This window comes from Micromonospora acroterricola (genome assembly GCF_003172955.1).
In the GTDB taxonomy this organism is placed as follows: Bacteria; Actinomycetota; Actinomycetes; order Mycobacteriales; family Micromonosporaceae; genus Micromonospora; species Micromonospora acroterricola.
The window spans coordinates 19,397-35,628 of sequence record NZ_QGKR01000182.1 but is presented as its reverse complement, the minus strand read 5'-3'; the positions used below and the strand labels follow the sequence as shown (position 1 = coordinate 35,628).

General features: G+C 72.3%; 15 protein-coding genes. 7 read left to right on the top strand and 8 right to left on the bottom strand.

What is annotated here, in order from left to right:
- Positions 1-107: 107 nt before the first annotated feature.
- The 7 genes from DKT68_RS12900 to DKT68_RS12865 form a co-directional block, all read right to left on the bottom strand.
- Positions 108-788: a response regulator gene (locus tag DKT68_RS12900; RefSeq protein WP_109817651.1), complete on the bottom strand. Its 681-nt coding sequence runs from the start codon at positions 786-788 to the stop codon at positions 108-110.
- Positions 785-3,337 (bottom strand): sensor histidine kinase, encoded by a 2,553-nt coding sequence (locus tag DKT68_RS12895; RefSeq protein ID WP_109817650.1) that lies wholly within the window; start codon positions 3,335-3,337, stop codon positions 785-787. Before DKT68_RS12895 ends, DKT68_RS12900 begins: the two co-directional genes overlap by 4 nt.
- Before the next feature lie 71 nt (positions 3,338-3,408).
- Positions 3,409-4,290, bottom strand: a complete 882-nt coding sequence (locus tag DKT68_RS12890; protein ID WP_109817649.1) for a potassium-transporting ATPase subunit C — start codon at positions 4,288-4,290, stop codon at positions 3,409-3,411.
- Positions 4,290-6,497 (bottom strand): potassium-transporting ATPase subunit KdpB, encoded by a 2,208-nt coding sequence (gene kdpB / locus DKT68_RS12885; RefSeq protein WP_109817695.1) that lies wholly within the window; start codon positions 6,495-6,497, stop codon positions 4,290-4,292. Before kdpB ends, DKT68_RS12890 begins: the two co-directional genes overlap by 1 nt.
- Positions 6,498-6,517: 20 nt before the next feature.
- Positions 6,518-8,173, bottom strand: a complete 1,656-nt coding sequence (gene kdpA, locus DKT68_RS12880; RefSeq protein ID WP_109817648.1) for a potassium-transporting ATPase subunit KdpA — start codon at positions 8,171-8,173, stop codon at positions 6,518-6,520.
- Positions 8,173-8,262 (bottom strand): K(+)-transporting ATPase subunit F, encoded by a 90-nt coding sequence (gene kdpF, locus DKT68_RS12875; protein ID WP_089017935.1) that lies wholly within the window; start codon positions 8,260-8,262, stop codon positions 8,173-8,175. Before kdpF ends, kdpA begins: the two co-directional genes overlap by 1 nt.
- A 323-nt stretch (positions 8,263-8,585) precedes the next feature.
- Positions 8,586-9,626, bottom strand: coding sequence for a TRM11 family SAM-dependent methyltransferase (locus DKT68_RS12865; protein ID WP_109817646.1), 1,041 nt, complete (start codon positions 9,624-9,626; stop codon positions 8,586-8,588).
- Positions 9,627-9,698: 72 nt separating this feature from the next.
- On the opposite strand from DKT68_RS12865, the gene DKT68_RS12860 reads away from it, so the two are divergent.
- Positions 9,699-10,463, top strand: a complete 765-nt coding sequence (locus DKT68_RS12860; protein WP_109817645.1) for a zf-HC2 domain-containing protein — start codon at positions 9,699-9,701, stop codon at positions 10,461-10,463.
- Here the strand turns inward: DKT68_RS12860 and DKT68_RS12855 are convergent.
- Positions 10,427-11,089, bottom strand: coding sequence for a TetR/AcrR family transcriptional regulator (locus DKT68_RS12855; protein WP_109817644.1), 663 nt, complete (start codon positions 11,087-11,089; stop codon positions 10,427-10,429). The genes DKT68_RS12860 and DKT68_RS12855 overlap by 37 nt on opposite strands.
- 443 nt (positions 11,090-11,532) lie before the next feature.
- Between DKT68_RS12855 and DKT68_RS12850 the strand changes: the two genes are divergently transcribed.
- From DKT68_RS12850 to DKT68_RS12825, 6 genes are all read left to right on the top strand, one after another.
- A complete protein-coding gene (locus DKT68_RS12850) occupies positions 11,533-12,699 on the top strand; it encodes an acyl-CoA dehydrogenase family protein (RefSeq protein WP_109817694.1) in 1,167 nt (388 codons plus the stop codon).
- 49 nt (positions 12,700-12,748) lie between these two features.
- Positions 12,749-13,900 (top strand): CaiB/BaiF CoA transferase family protein, encoded by a 1,152-nt coding sequence (locus DKT68_RS12845; RefSeq protein WP_109817643.1) that lies wholly within the window; start codon positions 12,749-12,751, stop codon positions 13,898-13,900.
- Between the two features lie 155 nt (positions 13,901-14,055).
- The gene (locus DKT68_RS12840) at positions 14,056-14,505 is read left to right on the top strand and encodes a YbaB/EbfC family nucleoid-associated protein (RefSeq protein WP_146218348.1); all 450 of its coding nucleotides are present in this window, start codon (positions 14,056-14,058) and stop codon (positions 14,503-14,505) included.
- A 4-nt stretch (positions 14,506-14,509) separates the two neighbouring features.
- On the top strand, positions 14,510-14,851 hold the full coding sequence (locus tag DKT68_RS12835) for a WXG100 family type VII secretion target (protein WP_109817641.1): 342 nt from the start codon (positions 14,510-14,512) through the stop codon (positions 14,849-14,851).
- The gene (locus DKT68_RS12830) at positions 14,835-15,914 is read left to right on the top strand and encodes a WXG100-like domain-containing protein (RefSeq protein ID WP_109817640.1); all 1,080 of its coding nucleotides are present in this window, start codon (positions 14,835-14,837) and stop codon (positions 15,912-15,914) included. Before DKT68_RS12835 ends, DKT68_RS12830 begins: the two co-directional genes overlap by 17 nt.
- A gap of 15 nt (positions 15,915-15,929) precedes the next feature.
- Positions 15,930-16,199, top strand: a complete 270-nt coding sequence (locus tag DKT68_RS12825) for a hypothetical protein (RefSeq protein WP_109817639.1) — start codon at positions 15,930-15,932, stop codon at positions 16,197-16,199.
- The last annotated feature ends 33 nt before the right edge of the window (positions 16,200-16,232 follow it).

Genomic DNA, 16,232 nt, shown 5'->3' with positions numbered 1-16,232 from the left:
CCGAGGGGTAACCGGAACGGGGACGGTTACAGAAGCACGCCGCTGCGACTGCGAGCGAAATTCTTCAATCTCTGTCGGAGGGTGTCAACCCGGCCGGAGCCCGCCGGTCAGGGTCGGTAGCGGTAGCCCATTCCGGGCTCGGTGATGAGGTGCCGGGGTCGGGCCGGGTCGTCCTCCAGCTTGCGGCGCAGTTGCGCCAGGTACTGCCGCAGGTAGTTGGTCTCGTTCTGGTACTCCGGCCCCCACACGTCCTGGAGGAGTTGGCGCTGGCTGACCAGCTTGCCGGGGTGGCGCAGCAGCTTCTCCAGCACACTCCACTGGGTGGGGGTCAGCTTGACCTCGGTGTCGTCGTCCCGCCAGACGCGGTGGTCGGCGAGGTCGACGGTGTGCCGGCCGATCCGCAGCGCCGGCACCGCCTCGCTGGGCGCGCCGAGGCGGCGGGTCACCGCGCGGATACGGGCCAGCAGCTCCTCCACCCCGAACGGCTTGGTGACGTAGTCGTCGGCGCCGGCGTCGAGCGCCGCGACCTTGTCCTCGCTGCCGGCCCGGCCGGAGAGCACGATGATCGGCACGGCGGTCCAGCCGCGCAGGCCGCGGATCACCTCGACGCCGTCGATGTCGGGCAGCCCGAGGTCGAGCACCACCAGGTCGGGCGGGTGGCTGGCGGCAGCCTTCAGCGCGGCGGCCCCGGTCCCGGCGACGTCCACGTCGTACCGGCGGGCGCGCAGGTTGATCCGCAGGGCGCGCAGGATCTGGGGTTCGTCGTCGACGACCAGGATGCGCGTCATTCCTGTGGCCCCTCCGAGCTGGTCTGCGGGGCGGCGGGGAGTCGCAGCACCATCGTGAGCCCACCGCCGGGGGTGGTCTCGGGGGTGATGCTGCCACCCATCGCCTCGGCCAGTCCCCGGGACAGGGCAAGCCCGAGGCCGACACCGGTCTGGTTGTCCCGGTCGCCGAGGCGTTGGAACGGCAGGAAGACGTGCTCCCACTGGTCCTCCGGGATGCCCTGCCCACGGTCGATGATCCGCAGCTCGACCTGCCCGGCGTGCGCGCTCGCGGTGACGGTGGGCGGCTGCCCGGGCGGGCTGTACCGCAACGCGTTCGCGATGACGTTGACCAGCACCCGCTCCAGCAGGCCAGGATCGGCGGTGGCGGCGGGCAGGTCGGCCGGGATGTCGGTCACGACGGCGGCGGCGGGCGGGCCGAGTTCGTCCAGCGCCCGGGGTACGGCGTCCTCCAGGCCGATCGCGCTCGCCGTGATGCCGAGGACGCCGGCCTGGAGCCGGCTCATGTCGAGCAGGTTGCCGACGAGCCGGGCGAGCCGGTCCAACGACTCCTCGGCGGTCTCCAGCAGCTCCTCGCGGTCCTGCTCGTCGAACTCGATGTCGTGGCTGCGCAGGCTGGTCACGGCCGCCTTCGCCGAGGCCAACGGGGTACGCAGGTCGTGGCTGACCGCGGCGAGCAGCGCGGTACGCATCCGGTCCGCCGCGGCGAGGGGCCGGGCGGTGGCCGCCTCCTCGGCCAGTCGTTCCTGCCGCAGCGCGACGGCGGCCTGGGCGGCGAACGCCTCGACGATCCGCCGGTCCGCCGCCTCCAGCCGCCGGCCGCTGAGCACGACGGTGATCCGTTCGTCGACCGGTACCGCCGTCTCCCCGCCGTCGGGCGTGCAGGCCGGCCGGTCGCCGACGCTGGCGACCACGCACCAGGCGTGCTCCTCGCGGGCCCGCTCCGGTCGGCCACCGGCCTCCTCGGCCAGCTCCAGCACGCTCACCGCGCGCAGCCCAAAGGTCTCCCGGAGCTGGTCCAGCAGCGCGGGCAGCGGGCGTTCGCCGCGCAGCACGCCGCCGGCGACGGCGGCGAGGGTCTGCGCGTCGGCCGCGGCCCGCGCGGCCTCGCGGGTCCGCCGCGCTGCGACGTCGACGATCCAGCTCACCGCCAGCGCCACGCCGACGAAGACGGCCAGGGCGAGCAGGTTGTCCGCCTCGGCGATGGTCAGCGTCCGGTAGGGCGGGGTGAAGAACCAGTTGAGCAGCAGCGAGCCGCCGAGCGCGGCGACCAGGGCCGGCCACAGCCCGCCGACCAGCGCGACCCCGACGACCCCGGCGAGGAAGAGCAGGATGTCGTTGGTCAGCGTCAGGTCGGGCAGCGTCCTCAGCAGCAGCGTGAGCAGTGGCATGCCGAACACGGCCAGGGCGAACCCGAGCAGCCGGCGGCGGCGGGACAGCGCGGCCGGCACGGCCGCCGCCCGGCGTCCCCGACCGGCCTCGGTGTGGGTGACCAGGTGTACGTCGATCGAGCCGGAGAGCGCGGTGGTGGTCACCCCGACGCCTCTGGCGAACAGTTGCGCGAAGCGGCCCCGCCGGCTGGCGCCGAGCACCAACTGGGTGGCGTTCACCCCGCGGGCGAAGTCCAGCAGCGCGGCCGGCACGTCCGTCCCGAGGACCTGGTGGTACGTGCCGCCGAGGCTCTCCACCAGCACCCGCTGGCGGGCCAGTTGGGCCGGGTCCGCGCCGGCCAGGCCGTCGCTGCGGCCGACGTGCACGGCGAGCAGGTCGGCGCCCTTGCTGCGGGCCGCGACCCGGGCGGCCCGGCGGATCAGCGTCTCGCCCTCGGGGCCACCGGTCAGCGCCACGACGACCCGCTCGCGGGCCTCCCAGGTGGCCTCGATGCCCTGCTGGCTGCGGTACCGGTCGAGTTGCTCGTCGACCTTGTCGGCCAGCCAGAGCAGCGCCAGCTCACGCAGGGCGGTGAGGTTGCCGACCCGGAAGTAGTTGCCCAGCGCGGCGTCGATCTTGTCGGGGCGGTAGATGTTGCCGTGCGCCATCCGCCGGCGCAGCGCCTCGGGGGTCATGTCGACCAGCTCGACCTGCTCGGCGGCGCGAACGATCTCGTCCGGCACGGTCTCCCGCTGGGTGGTGCCGGTGATCTGGGCGACGACGTCGTTGACCGACTCCAGGTGCTGCACGTTGACCGTGGACAGCACGTCGATCCCCGCGTCGAGCAGCTCCTGGATGTCCTGCCAGCGCTTGTCGTGCCGGGAGCCGGGCACGTTGGTGTGCGCCAGCTCGTCGACGACCGCGACCTCCGGCCGGCGGGCCAGGATCGCGTCGAGGTCCATCTCGGTGAACTCGACGCCCCGGTAGCTCATCGTGCGGCGGGAGACCTGCTCCAGGTCGCCGAGCATGGCCGCGGTGTGCTGGCGGCCGTGGGTCTCCACGAAACCGATCACCACGTCGGTGCCGCGCGCGGCCCGCCGCTGCGCCTCCTCCAACATGGCGTACGTCTTGCCGACGCCGGGAGCGGCCCCGAGATAGATCCGCAGTTCTCCGCGTGCCACGGGAACAATCCTCTCCGATCAGAGAGGAAGGGCCCCTTCTTCACGATTCGAAGGGGCCCTTCCGCACGAGGTCAGCGTGCCGGGAACTGCTCGTCCAACGCGATGTTGAGCTCAAGCACGTTGACCCCGGGCTGGCCCATGAAGCCGAGCCCTCGCCCGCTGGTGTGCTCGTCCACCAGCCTGCGGATCGCCGCCGGGTCCGCGCCGCGCTCGCGCGCGACCCGGTTCACCTGCAACTCGGCGTACGCCGGGCTGATCTGCGGGTCGAGGCCGCTGCCGCTGGCGGTGACCGCGTCGGCGGGAACGGCCGGGTCGGCGGGGGCGTCGCCCCGGATCGGGGTGACCACGCCACCGGCGGCCACGTAGTCCTCGCCGGGCCGGGCCAGCTCCACCGGCACGCCCTCGTAGGAGGGGACGAACGGGGTGGACGGGGCGGCCTGGTTCACGCTGACCACCCGGGTCACCGGGCCGGTCAGACCGTCGGCGCGGAAGACCGCGAGCACGGCGCCCACCCCGTCGGCGGTGCAGAACGGCCGCCGGCCGTCGACGCCGTTGAGCTCGCCGATGTCCCTGCTGCGCCCGCAGACCTGGGTGAGCAGGCTCTCGCTGGACTCCTCCGGGTCGGTGGCGATGGTGTCGACCACGCTCTCCGGGCCGAGGTTGCTGGCCGAGGTGGAGGTGGGGTCGTAGCCGTCGCCGGCGGCGGAGGGGCGGGACTGGAAGTACCGCGGGACGGGGTTGCCGTCGGCGTCGGTGAAGGACTGGCCGATCAGCGAGCTGCCGACCGTCGTGCCGCCGGCGTCGATCAGTGAGCCGTCGGTCCGGTGGTTGAGGCCGGGCACCTGCCCGAGCGCGACCAGGGCCAGCGGATAGACCAACCCGAGCAGCACCGTGAAGACGAGCAGGGCGCGCAGGGCGGCGAGGTGTTGGGCGAGCCAGGTGGGTAGGCGCATCACGAAATCCCCGGGATGAACTGGATGAGCAGGTCGATGAGCTTGATCCCGACGAACGGCACGATGATGCCGCCCAGTCCGTAGAGCCACAGGTTGCGGCTGAGCAGCTTCGACGCGGCGGCCGGCCGGTACCGCACGCCGCGCAGGGCGAGCGGGATCAGCGCGATGATCACCAGGGCGTTGAAGATGACGGCGGCCAGGATCGCCGACTCCGGGCTGGACAGCCGCATGATGTTGAGCGCGTCGAGGCTCGGGTAGAGGCCGGCGAACATGGCCGGGATGATCGCGAAGTACTTCGCGATGTCGTTGGCGATGCTGAACGTGGTCAGCGCGCCCCGCGTGATCAGCAACTGCTTGCCGATCTCCACGATCTCGATCAGCTTGGTCGGGTCGGAATCGAGGTCGACCATGTTGCCGGCCTCCTTGGCGGCCGACGTGCCGGTGTTCATCGCCACCCCGACGTCGGCCTGCGCGAGCGCCGGCGCGTCGTTGGTGCCGTCGCCGGTCATCGCGACCAGCCGACCGCCCTCCTGCTCCCGCTTGATCAGCGCGAGCTTGTCCTCGGGCGTCGCCTCGGCCAGGAAGTCGTCCACCCCGGCCTCGTCCGCGATCGCCTTCGCGGTACGCGGGTTGTCACCGGTGATCATCACGGTCCGGATGCCCATCCGGCGCATCTCGTCGAACCGCTCCCGCATGCCGGACTTGACGACGTCCTTGAGGTGGATGACGCCCAACGCGCGGGCCGGCTCGCCGTCGAGGTGCTCGGCCACGACCAGCGGAGTCCCGCCGGTGCCGCTGATCGCGTCCACGATCTCGCCGACCTGCTCGGTGGGGTGCCCGCCGTTCTCGCGGACCCACTTCATCACCGCGGCGGCAGCGCCCTTGCGGACCCGGCGCGCCGTGCCGACCGCGCCGCCGTCGACGCTGCCGTCCGGGGTCAGGTCGACGCCGCTCATCCGGGTCTGGGCGGTGAACGGGACGAAGGTGGCGTGCGGCATCACGCCGGGCTCGCGCTCCCGCAGCCCGAACTCGTTCTTCGCCAGCACCACCACCGAGCGACCCTCCGGGGTCTCGTCGGCGAGGCTGGACAGTTGCGCGGCGTCCGCCACGGTCGCGGCGGTGACGCCCTCGACCGGTACGAACTCGGCGGCCTGCCGGTTGCCCAGCGTGATGGTGCCGGTCTTGTCCAGCAGCAGGGTGTTGACGTCGCCGGCCGCCTCGACGGCCCGGCCGCTCATGGCCAGCACGTTGCGCTGCACGAGCCGGTCCATGCCGGCGATGCCGATGGCGGAGAGCAGCGCGCCGATGGTGGTGGGGATCAGGCAGACCAGCAGCGAGATCAGGACCACCCCGGTGACACCGGAGTCGGTGATCGCGCCGCTGTCCGGTGCCGCCGCCTGGTACGCCTTGGAGAAGATGGCTAGCGGCTGAAGCGTGACCACGGCCAGCAGGAAGATGATCGTGAGCGCGGCGAGCAGGATGTTCAGCGCGATCTCGTTCGGCGTCTTCTGCCGGTTCGCCCCCTCGACCAGGGCGATCATCCGGTCGATGAAGCTCTCCCCCGGCTTCTGGGTGATCTTCACGACGATCCGGTCGGAGAGCACCTTGGTGCCGCCCGTGACCGCGCTGCGGTCGCCACCGGACTCCCGGATGACCGGGGCCGACTCGCCGGTGATGGCCGACTCGTCGACGCTGGCGATGCCTTCGACGATGTCGCCGTCACCGGGGATGATGCCGCCCGCCTCGACCAGCACGATGTCGCCCTGGCGTAGCTGCGGCGCGGGCACCGCCTCGTCGGTGTAGGTGTTGGCCCGGGCGCCCGGCGTCCAGCCGACCAGCCGGGTGGCGATGGTGTCCTGCTTGGCCTGCCGCAGCGCGGCGGCCTGGGCCTTGCCCCGGCCCTCCGCGACCGCCTCGGCCAGGTTGGCGAAGAGCACGGTGAGCCAGAGCCAGATGGTGATCGCCCAGGCGAACACCGACGGGTCGGTCACCGCCAGGACGGTGGTGAAGGCCGCGCCGACCTCGACGAGCAGCATCACCGGGTTGCGCCACAGGGTGGTCGGGTTGAGCTTGCGCGCGGCGTCCGGCAGGGACCGGATCAGCTGCTTCGGGTCGAGCAGGCCCCCGCCGACCCGGTTGCCCTGGGTCGCCGGGGTGCCGGCGGTCGGTTGCTCGCCGGCCCCGGATGTCACGGAGGTGACGGACATGTCCTCGTTCCTCATGATGGTCACAGCCCCTCAGCCAGCGGGCCGAGCGCGAGTGCGGGAAGGAAGGTCAGCGCGACGAGGACCACCGTGACGCCGACGACCATCCCGATGAACAGCGGTCGGTGGGTCGGCAGGGTGCCCTCGGACGCGGGGGTGGGTGCCTGGCGGGCCAGCGAGCCGGCCAACGCGAGCACGAAGATGATCGGCAGGAAGCGGCCGAGCAGCATGCACAACCCGAGCGCGGTGTCCCACCAGGTGGTGTTGACGGTGATGCCGCCGAAGGCCGAGCCGTTGTTGTTGCTGGCCGAGGTGAACGCGTACAGGACCTCGGAGAGGCCGTGCGGCCCGACGTTGAGCGCGGTGGAGTTGTTGCCGGTGGCGAACGCGGCCGCTGTGCCGACGAGCACCAGGATCAGCGTGATCAGGAAGTAGAGCGAGGCGAACTTGATCTCCCGCGAGCCGATCTTCTTGCCCAGGTACTCCGGCGTCCGGCCCACCATCAGCCCGGCCACGAAAACCGTGATCACCGCGAGGATGAGCAGGCCGTAGAGGCCGGAACCCGTACCGCCCGGGGCGACCTCGCCGAGCATCATGTTGACCATCGTCATCATGCCGCCGAGCGGGGTGAACGAGTCGTGGAACGAGTTCACCGCGCCGGTCGAGGTCAGCGTCGTGGCGGCGGCGAAGGTGGCCGAGTTCGACACGTCGAACCGGACCTCCTTGCCCTCCAGCGCCGCGCCGACCGCCTGCGGCACCGTGCCGTGGCCGCTCAGCTCGAAGATGTTGGTGAGGGCGACGCTGGCGACGGCCAGGATCGCCATCACCGCGGCGATGGCGTAGCCCTGGCGGTTCTGGCCGACCATCCGGCCGAACACCCGGGGCATGCTGAACGGGATCAGGAGGATCAGGAAGATCTCCAGCCAGTTCGTCCACGTGGTCGGGTTCTCGAACGGGTGGGCGCTGTTGACGTTGTAGAAGCCGCCACCGTTGGTGCCCAGCAGCTTGACCACTTCCTGGCTGGCCACCGGGCCGCCGGTGATGGTCTGGGCGCCGCCAGTCAGCGTCGTCACGTCGGTGCCGGCGGAGAGGTTCTGCACCACCCCGCCGATCATCAGCGCGATCGCGCCGAGCACCGCGACCGGCAGCAGGATCCGCAGCGTGATCCGGGTCAGGTCGACCCAGAAGTTGCCCAGCTGGCCGGTGCGGCTGCGGGCGAAGCCGCGGAGCAGCGCCACTGCCACCGCGATGCCGACCGCCGCCGAGACGAAGTTCTGCACCGCGAGGCCGGCCATCTGCACCAGGTGGCCCATCGTCGACTCACCGGAGTACGACTGCCAGTTGGTGTTGGTCACGAACGACACGGCGGTGTTCCACGCGCCGTGCGGCACCACCGGGTCGAAGCCCAGGGACAACCACAGGTGGTTCTGCACCCGCTGGAACAGGTACAGGAACAGGATCGAGACCGCCGAGAACGCCAGCACGCTGCGGGCGTACACGCCCCAGCTCTGCTCGGCGGCCGGGTTGACCCCGACCAGGCGGAAGACGCCCCGCTCGACCCGGGACTGCCGGGTGCCGGACACCGCCCGGAACATGTAGTCGCCGAACGGCTTGTAGACGGCGACCAGGGCCGCCACCAGCGTCAGCACGAAGATGACGCCCGCTGTTGTCGTGGTCATCAGAAGCGCTCCGGAAACAACAGGGCGAAGACCAGGAACGCGCCCAGGACGATCGCGAGCACCAGGCCCACGGCATTGACGGCACTCACAGCTTCTCCACCGCCCGCACGACCAGGGCGAGCACTGCGAACAGCGCCACCGTCAGGAGCACGAACACCACGTCAGACACGCTGACTCCTCAGACCGGAAAGGTTCGTCGCGACCGCCTCCCGGTCGCGCGGGGCAATCAAAGCCCCGTCGCCTCCCCGCCGACAGGGGTCATAACGCGACCATGACGGCGGCGGTCCATTTCTTGACGCGGTTTTCACACCCGCGCCCTGAACAGGTGAAATGCCGCACAAACCCCCCGGGTACGGCGGGGTGCGGCGGCTGCCCGGGCGCGGGCGGAAGGAAGGAGAAGAGGCGGGCCGCGTCAGGCCGCGCGGCGGGCCACCAGCACGTCACGCATGATCGACTGGTCCACCCGGTGCCGCAGCGCGCGGTACGGCTCCGCGTCGACCACGGTCAGGCCGGCCGCCTCCAGCGCCGCCGCCGCGTCGTCCCGCCCGGCGACGTGGGTGTTCCAGGAGATGCCGAGCGCCCCGCCGGGTCGCAGCAACCGCGCCCAGACCGGCGCGGCGTCCGCGAGCAGCGCCAGCGGGTCCCGCGTCAGGCCGTGCTCGGCGGTCCGGCTGCCATGCTGTACGCCGTACGGCGCGTCGGCCACGACCAGGTCGAACGTCTCCGGCCGGAAGAACTCCGCGGCGCGGGTCGTGTCGGCGTTGACCACGTCCAGCAGGTGGAGCTGGCCCGCCTTGTGCTCCTCGCGCGTCGGCGCCAGCTCGATCCGCACCCGCCGGCCGACCACCTTGCGCTCCCGCCGCACCGGCCCCGACTCCAGCACCCGGTGCTTGATCCGCTTCTGCTTCAGCCAGGTGGTGATGAACGCCCGGTACGCCTCGACGTCCTTCTGGTCGCGCTCCACGCCGGCGGCGTCGAAGCCGTACATCAGCGCCTGGTTGAGGGTCGTGCCGCGACCGCAGAGCGGGTCGAGCACCCGGAAGCGCCGGGTGGTCAGCTCACCGGCCCAGTCCGAGGCGAGCAGGGTGACGTTGAGCAGCAGCTTCGTGAACTGCTCGTTGGTCTTGCCCGGGTACTTCTGGATGGTGATCAGGTCGTCGTCGTACCGGTCCAGCCGGCTCCAGTCGACCGGGCGCAGCAGCTCGCCGACGACCTCGAACAGCGCGTACCCGGCGGAGAGGTTGCCCAGCAGGGACAGGTCCCGCTCGGTCAGCCCGTCACCGGCGAAGGTGAGGTAGGTGGCCCCGCCGACCGTCGTCGTGCCCACGTCGCCGATCCGGCCATCGAGCGCCGAACGGCCGAAGATCTCCAGCTCGGCCTGGGTGAGGTCGATCGCGGAGCGGGCGTACACCCGGTTGGTGGAGGGCAGGATCAGCAGGCCGTAGCGCGTCATGGTCCGGCGAGTATTCCACAGCGGTCCCGGGCCGCCGGGAACCGGAGCGGCGGCTGGACCGACTACCCGTACATGGGGTGTGAGCAGTGGCGGGAGGTCCTGTCCGCGCAGTTGGACGGGGAGGAGACCGCCGAGGAACGGGAGACGGCGCAGCGACACCTGGACGGGTGTGCCGACTGCCGGGCCTGGTTCACGGTGGCGGCCGCGGTGACCCGTCGGGTGCGTACCCGGTTGGTCACCGAACCTCCCGACCGAACCGAGGCGATCCTCGCCGCCGCCGCGCCACCAGCCGCCCGGCGGCGGTGGCGGTGGCGGTGGCGGCCGGGCGCGGTACGGCGTGGCCGCCTGGTCGCCGGGCTCCGCGCGGCGCTCGGGCTGCTCGGCGCCGTGCAGCTCGTGCTCGGCCTGGCCCAGGTGGGCCGGGGCGCTGCCGCCGATCACCTGCACCCCGCCGGCCAGCACCTGTGGCACGAGTCGGCCGCGTGGAACGTGGCGGTGGGCGCTGGCTTCCTCTTCGTGGCGGTCCGCCGCAGCCCACCGGCCGGCCTGCTGCCGATGCTCAGCGCGTTCGTCGGCACGCTGCTGCTGCTCTCGGTCAACGACCTCGCCACCGGCACGGTGGGCGGGGAGCGGCTGGTCAGCCACGGCTTCCTGGTGGTCGGTTACCTGATCACCGTGCTGCTGTCCCGCCCCGGGCTGCGCCCCGGAGGCCCTGCGCCGCAGCGGCAGCCGGTGCCCTCGCGGTGGCGGTTCCGGGCGGACGAGGTCGACCGGCCGCTGCGGGTGGTCCGATCCGAGGCCTACCCGGCGCAGGCGGCCGACCGCCGCGCGGCCTGAGCGCTGGCGCCCGCGATGACGGCCGGGATGACCTGCTCGACGATGGTCAGCAGCGTGGTGGTGAGCAGTACGTGCACCTGGGCCCGGGTCAGCGCGCCGCGCTGGAGCCACTCCCGCGCGGTCGAGGTCGCGAGCCCGCCGTACGCCCGGACCATCCCGCGCAACTCCTCGCGGTGCTCCGCCTCCTCGGCCAGGCCGACGGCGACCAGAATCCGGTCCGCGGCCACCTCCTCGGCCTCGGCGAGCACCCGCTCCACGTCGGCGTCGCCGCCCATCCCGCGGGCGGTGACGGCCGCCAGCCAGGAGGTGCTGTGCCGGGAGACCACGTCGAGGAACCAGGAGACGCTGGCGTCGACCCGGGTACCCAGGTCGCCCTTGGGCAGCCGCTCCAGGGCTACCTCGGGGATGGTCACCATGACCCGGACGACCTCCAGGTAGAGGTCCTTCTTGGTGCCGAAGTAGTGGTTGACCAGGCCGCGCGCGACGCCGGCCTCCCGCGCGATGTCGGTGGTCGACACGTCCGGGTATGCGCGCTCGCCGAACAGCCGGACCGCGCAGGCCAGGATCTGCCCACGCCGGGCGTCCGGCTCCAGCCGGCGGCGGCGCGGGGCGGTCTCGACACTCATCTGCCCGACCCTATCGGCAGCTCACCGTCGCGGCCCAGGTTCGGGCGCAGGCAGAGGGCCCGGACAGGGGCGGCCAACCTGCCCCACACGTCGTGGCGTTGTGTCACAGGCCGGCGCACCAACGGCGCCGCTGGCCCTCATCGAGGGCGCGCCGAGGGCAGACCCGGGTCTGCCTCCCTTTGGAGCTGAGTCGCACACGACATCACGTCGGTGAGTCGCTTGCGACATCAGCTCCAAAGGCGCTGGGTGCCGATATCCAGACCCGCCCGACGCTCCAGGGGAAGGCGAGGAAGCCCGGCGAAAGACGTGACGCCCGTCGATCGGCCGTCGGCGCATGGCGACCCGTGCGGGACGAGGTGCCTGACGGACGAACGGGAGGCGACGCCGTGGCCGTTGATCGGGAGTTATTGACATGCTGTCAACAGCGCGCGAGGGTGGTGCACATGCCGACGCCCGCATCCGACGGTCACTCCTCGCCCTGGCGGGAGCCGGAGCACGACGACCTGGCCGACCTGGCCCGCACCTTCTTCACGAAGGAGGTGCTGCCGCACACCGAGCGCCTGCTGGCACAGGGCCATCCGGACCGCGAGCACTACCGGCGCGCCGGTGAGCTGGGGCTGCTCGGCCTCTCCGTGCCGGAGGAGTACGGCGGCGGGGGCGGGGGCTTCACGCACGAGGCGGTCATGCTGCACGAGCAGGCGTACACCGGGGAGAGCAGCCTCGGGCTGGCCGTCCACAGTGGCATCATCACCGGTTACCTGGTGGCGTACGGCAGCGAGGAGCAGAAGCGGCGGTGGCTGCCCGGCCTGTGCAGCGGTGAGCTGGTCGGCGCGATCGCGATGACCGAGCCGGACGGCGGCTCGGACCTCCAGGCGATGCGCACCCGGGCGGTCCGCGACGGCGACGACTACCTGGTCACCGGCGCGAAGACGTTCATCACCAACGGCGGCCTGGCCGACCTGATCATCGTGGCCGTGAAGACCGACCCCGAGCAGCGGGCGGCCGGTGTCTCCCTGCTGGTCTGCGAGGTCGGCGGCGACCCGGTGGGCTTCCGCCGGGGTCGGCTGCTGTCCAAGATCGGGCTGCACGCCAACGACACCGCCGAGCTCTTCTTCGACGAGTTCCGGGTGCCGGCGGCCAACCTGCTCGGCGGCGCCGAAGGGCTGGGCTTCATCCAGCTCATGCGGCAGCTCCCGCAGGAACGGCTGGTGATCGGCGTCGGCGCGGTCGCCGCGATGGAACGCGCGGTCGAGCTGACCGTCGCCTACACCAAAGAGCGCGCGGCTTTCGGCAAGCCCCTGATGGGTCACCAGAACACCCGGATGGTGCTGGCCGAGTGCGCCACCCGCGCCCGGGTCAGCCGGGTCTTCCTCGACGACTGCATCGTCCGGCACACCCGGGGCGAACTGGACGTGGCCACCGCCGCGATGGCGAAGTGGTGGCTGACCGACGGCCAGTGCGAGGTCATCGACAGGTGCCTGCAACTGTTCGGCGGCTACGGCTACACCACCGAGTACCCGATCGCCCGGATGTACGCCGACGCCCGCGTCCAGAAGATCTACGGCGGCACCAACGAAATCATGAAGGAGCTGATCGCCCGTGCCCTCTGAGGCGGCTCGCCGCGTCGGCCACCCGCCCCGCCGAACCGGTGAGCGCCCTGTGACGGGCTCCGACGGGCCGGGCGGAACGCCCCGCGGCGGGCCGCTGGCCGGGGTGCGGGTGGTCGAGCTGGCCAGCCTGGCCCCGGCGCCGTTCGGCTGCATGGTGCTCGCCGACCTCGGCGCGGACGTGCTCCGGGTGGACCGGCCGGGCGGCCCGGGAGCGGGGCGGCTGGCCGCGCCGGCCGGCGGGCCGTTGCAGCGGAGTAGGCGGGTCACCGCGCTGGACCTGAAGTCCCCGGAGGGCGTGTCGGACCTGCTGCGCCTGGTGGAGCGGGCAGACGTCCTGGTCGAGGCGTACCGGCCCGGGGTGGCCGAGCGGCTGGGCTTCGGTCCGGACGTGTGCCGGGCCCGCAACCCCCGACTGGTGTACGCGCGGATGACCGGCTGGGGCCAGGACGGCCCGCTGGCCTCCCGGGCCGGGCACGACATCGACTACATCGCGGTGGCGGGCGCGCTGGAGCCGCTGGGCCGGGCCGGTGAACGTCCCCACGCGCCACTGAACCTGATCGGTGACTTCGCCGGCGGCGGAATGCTGCTCGCCGTGGGGGTGCTGGCCGCGCTGCTGGAACGGGAACGCTCCGGCGCCGGCCAGGTCGTCGACGCGGCCATGGTGGACGGGTCGGCGCTGCTCACCGCGTTCCTGCACGGGATGCTCGGCAACGGCCTGTGGCCGGCGCCACGCGGGCGCAACCTGCTCGACGGCGGTGCGCCGTTCTACGACACGTACCGCACCGCCGACGGCGGCTACCTGGCCGTCGGCGCGCTGGAACCGGCCTTCTACGCCGCCCTGCTGACCGGCCTCGGTTTCGCCGACGACCCGGACCTGCCCGCCCAGTACGACCCGGACGGCTGGGACGAGCTGCGCCGACGTTTCACGGAACGGTTCGCCGAGCGGACCCGGGACGAGTGGACGGCCGTCTTCGCCGACCTGGACGCCTGTGTCGCCCCGGTGCTCGCCCCGGGCGAGGCGCACCGGCACCCGCACAACGCGGCCCGGGGCACGTTCGTCGACGTGGGCGGGGAGATCCAGCCCGCCCCGGCACCCCGCTTCGACCGGACGCCGACCGCCCCGCCGGCCCCGGCCCCCGACCCGGCGCGCGGGTTACTGCCGGTGGAGGCGGTCCTCGCCGACTGGCCGCAGCGGGCCTGACCCGGCGGGAACGGCTCGCTGAACGGCAGTTGCCGCACCGCCGGCGGCCACGGTCACCGGCCTGCCGCTCCACAGCGGACGTTGGGGCCACGAGCGTGGGCGCCGCGTTGGTACTGTCGCTCGCCGAGAGGGTCGCGAGTCGTAGGGGGACGAGCATGGCGAGTGGGATCGATCCGTCCGGCCTGAGTCGCTCGCTCGAAGAGGCGATGCGCCTGCTGAGCCAGGCCACGGCTTCCACCTCGACACAACCGGACGGTGCCGACGAGCAGGCCGTACCGACCGCCGAGCAGATGGTGGGGCGGGGCGTCGGTGGGGACGGTCTCGTCGAGGCCGAGGTCGCCGCCTTCGGGGGCCTGCGGAGCCTCGTGATCGACCCGAGCCTGTCGCGGGCCGGCACCAGCGCGATCGCCGAGTACGTCCTGGAGGCGGTCCAGGCGGCCCAGGCCGACGAGCGCGCCCGGCGCGCCGAGCTGACGGGCGCTGCCGCCGCCGACAGCGCAGCCCTGACCCAGCAGCTCGAACGTGTCTCGGAGGAGGCGTTCCGCGGTTTCCACCGGATGATCGGCGACCTCGACGCGGCCACCCGCCGGATGGATCGACGCTGAGCCGATGTCTGACGGGATTGAGGTCGACCTCGACGCCCTCCACGCCGCGGCGGGGTCGCTCGCGGCCACCGGCCAGCAGCTCGGCGCGGAGGTCACCAGCCTCGAGTCGACGGTGAACGGGGCGGGTAGTCCGTGGGGCGCCGACGAGGCGGGTTCGCTCTTCGGCGCCGTGTACGTCGAGGTGCTGACGCACGCGCTGGACGTGTACCGGTCGATGGCCGACCAGTTGTTGGAGGCCGCCGCCAACCTCGACCAGGGCGCCGACGCGCACGAGGCGACCGAGACCGCCAACGCGGACCTCTTCTCCAGGATGGAGCTGCCCCGTGGGTATGCAGCTACCTCCTGAGCTCGTCGAGGCACTGGGCTGGGTCGGGTTCACCTGGCCGACCGCCGACGAGGAGCTGCTGTTCGAGGCGTCGCAGCTGTGGTTCGCGTTCGCTGGCCGGTTGCGCACGGCGGTCGGGGAGGCGGAGGCCGGCGCGGCGAAGGTCGGCGCGACCAACAGCGGGGCCGACGTCCGCGCGTTCGAGCAGGCCTGGCGGGGCGAGGAGGGCGCGCCGCGCCGGATGGAGGACGGCGCGCAGGCGGCCGAGCTGATCGCCATGGCGTTGCTGGTGATGGCCCTCATCACGCTGACGCAGAAGATCCTCGTGATCATCCAGCTGACGATCCTCGTGGTCCAGGTGGCGATCGCGCTCGCGGCGGCGGCTCCCAGCCTCGGCGCCTCGCTGGCCCAGATCCCCGTCTCGATCGGCCTGGCCCGGATGGCGATCCAACGGATCGTCAAGGAGGTCGTCGAGCGGGTCGTCAAGGAGATCATTCCGCGGTTGCTGAAGCGGGCGAAGACGCTGCTGCGGCGGTTCACCCGCAAGGGCGCGGGCCCGGGCGGCCGGGGACGACCCGGTGTGCCCGGCCCGCACACCACGCCCCGCTACCACAACACGAAGCCGATGCTCGACAAGTACCGCAACGAACACCTGCCGGGCGGACACTTCCCGACCGCTGTGCGCCGGCTCAGCCCGGAGGAGCTCGAACAGCACCGGGTGTTCTTCGACGGCAACGGTGTCCTGCGCAGCGCACGAAACGGCGAGCCGTTCGACACCTCGAGCGCCCAGACCGTGTTCAGCGGCAACGGCCAGGCGATCTTCGTGATGGACCGCAACGGCAACCTCTACGCGTCCAACTACCAGAAGGTCGGCGACTTCCACCACTCGACGCTGGGCAACGGGCAGCCGGTCGCGGCCGCGGGCGAGCTGGTCGTCAAGGACGGTAGGGTCCAGTACGCGACGGCGCGCAGCGGTCATTACCAGCCCGACGTGAGCCACATGGGCAACCTCGACGCCGAGTTCAAGCGCAACGGCCTCAGTGGCGTCCCGATCCACGCCTGGGACGGCAGCCAGATCTTCTAGGGGAGTCGAACGAGCATGGGTACGGACAGCTGGAAGGGCCATGTCAACGGGATCCTCTACGGGATCCAGTTCGACCGGACGCTCGACGACACGGTGGTGACCCGGGTCGCCGACGGGGTGGTCGGCGGGCTCTACCCCGGAGACCGGGCCGAGACGTTGGACGCGCTCGGCCAGGCGCTGCGCTACACGGGCCCCCTCAACGACCAGGCGGAGACGCACCACAGCGAGGAGAGCATCCGCGCGTTCCTCGGCCGGCTCTCCACCGCCCTCGCGGCGCGCGGCTGAGCGACGAGCGCACCAGCGCCCGCGGTGAGCGGG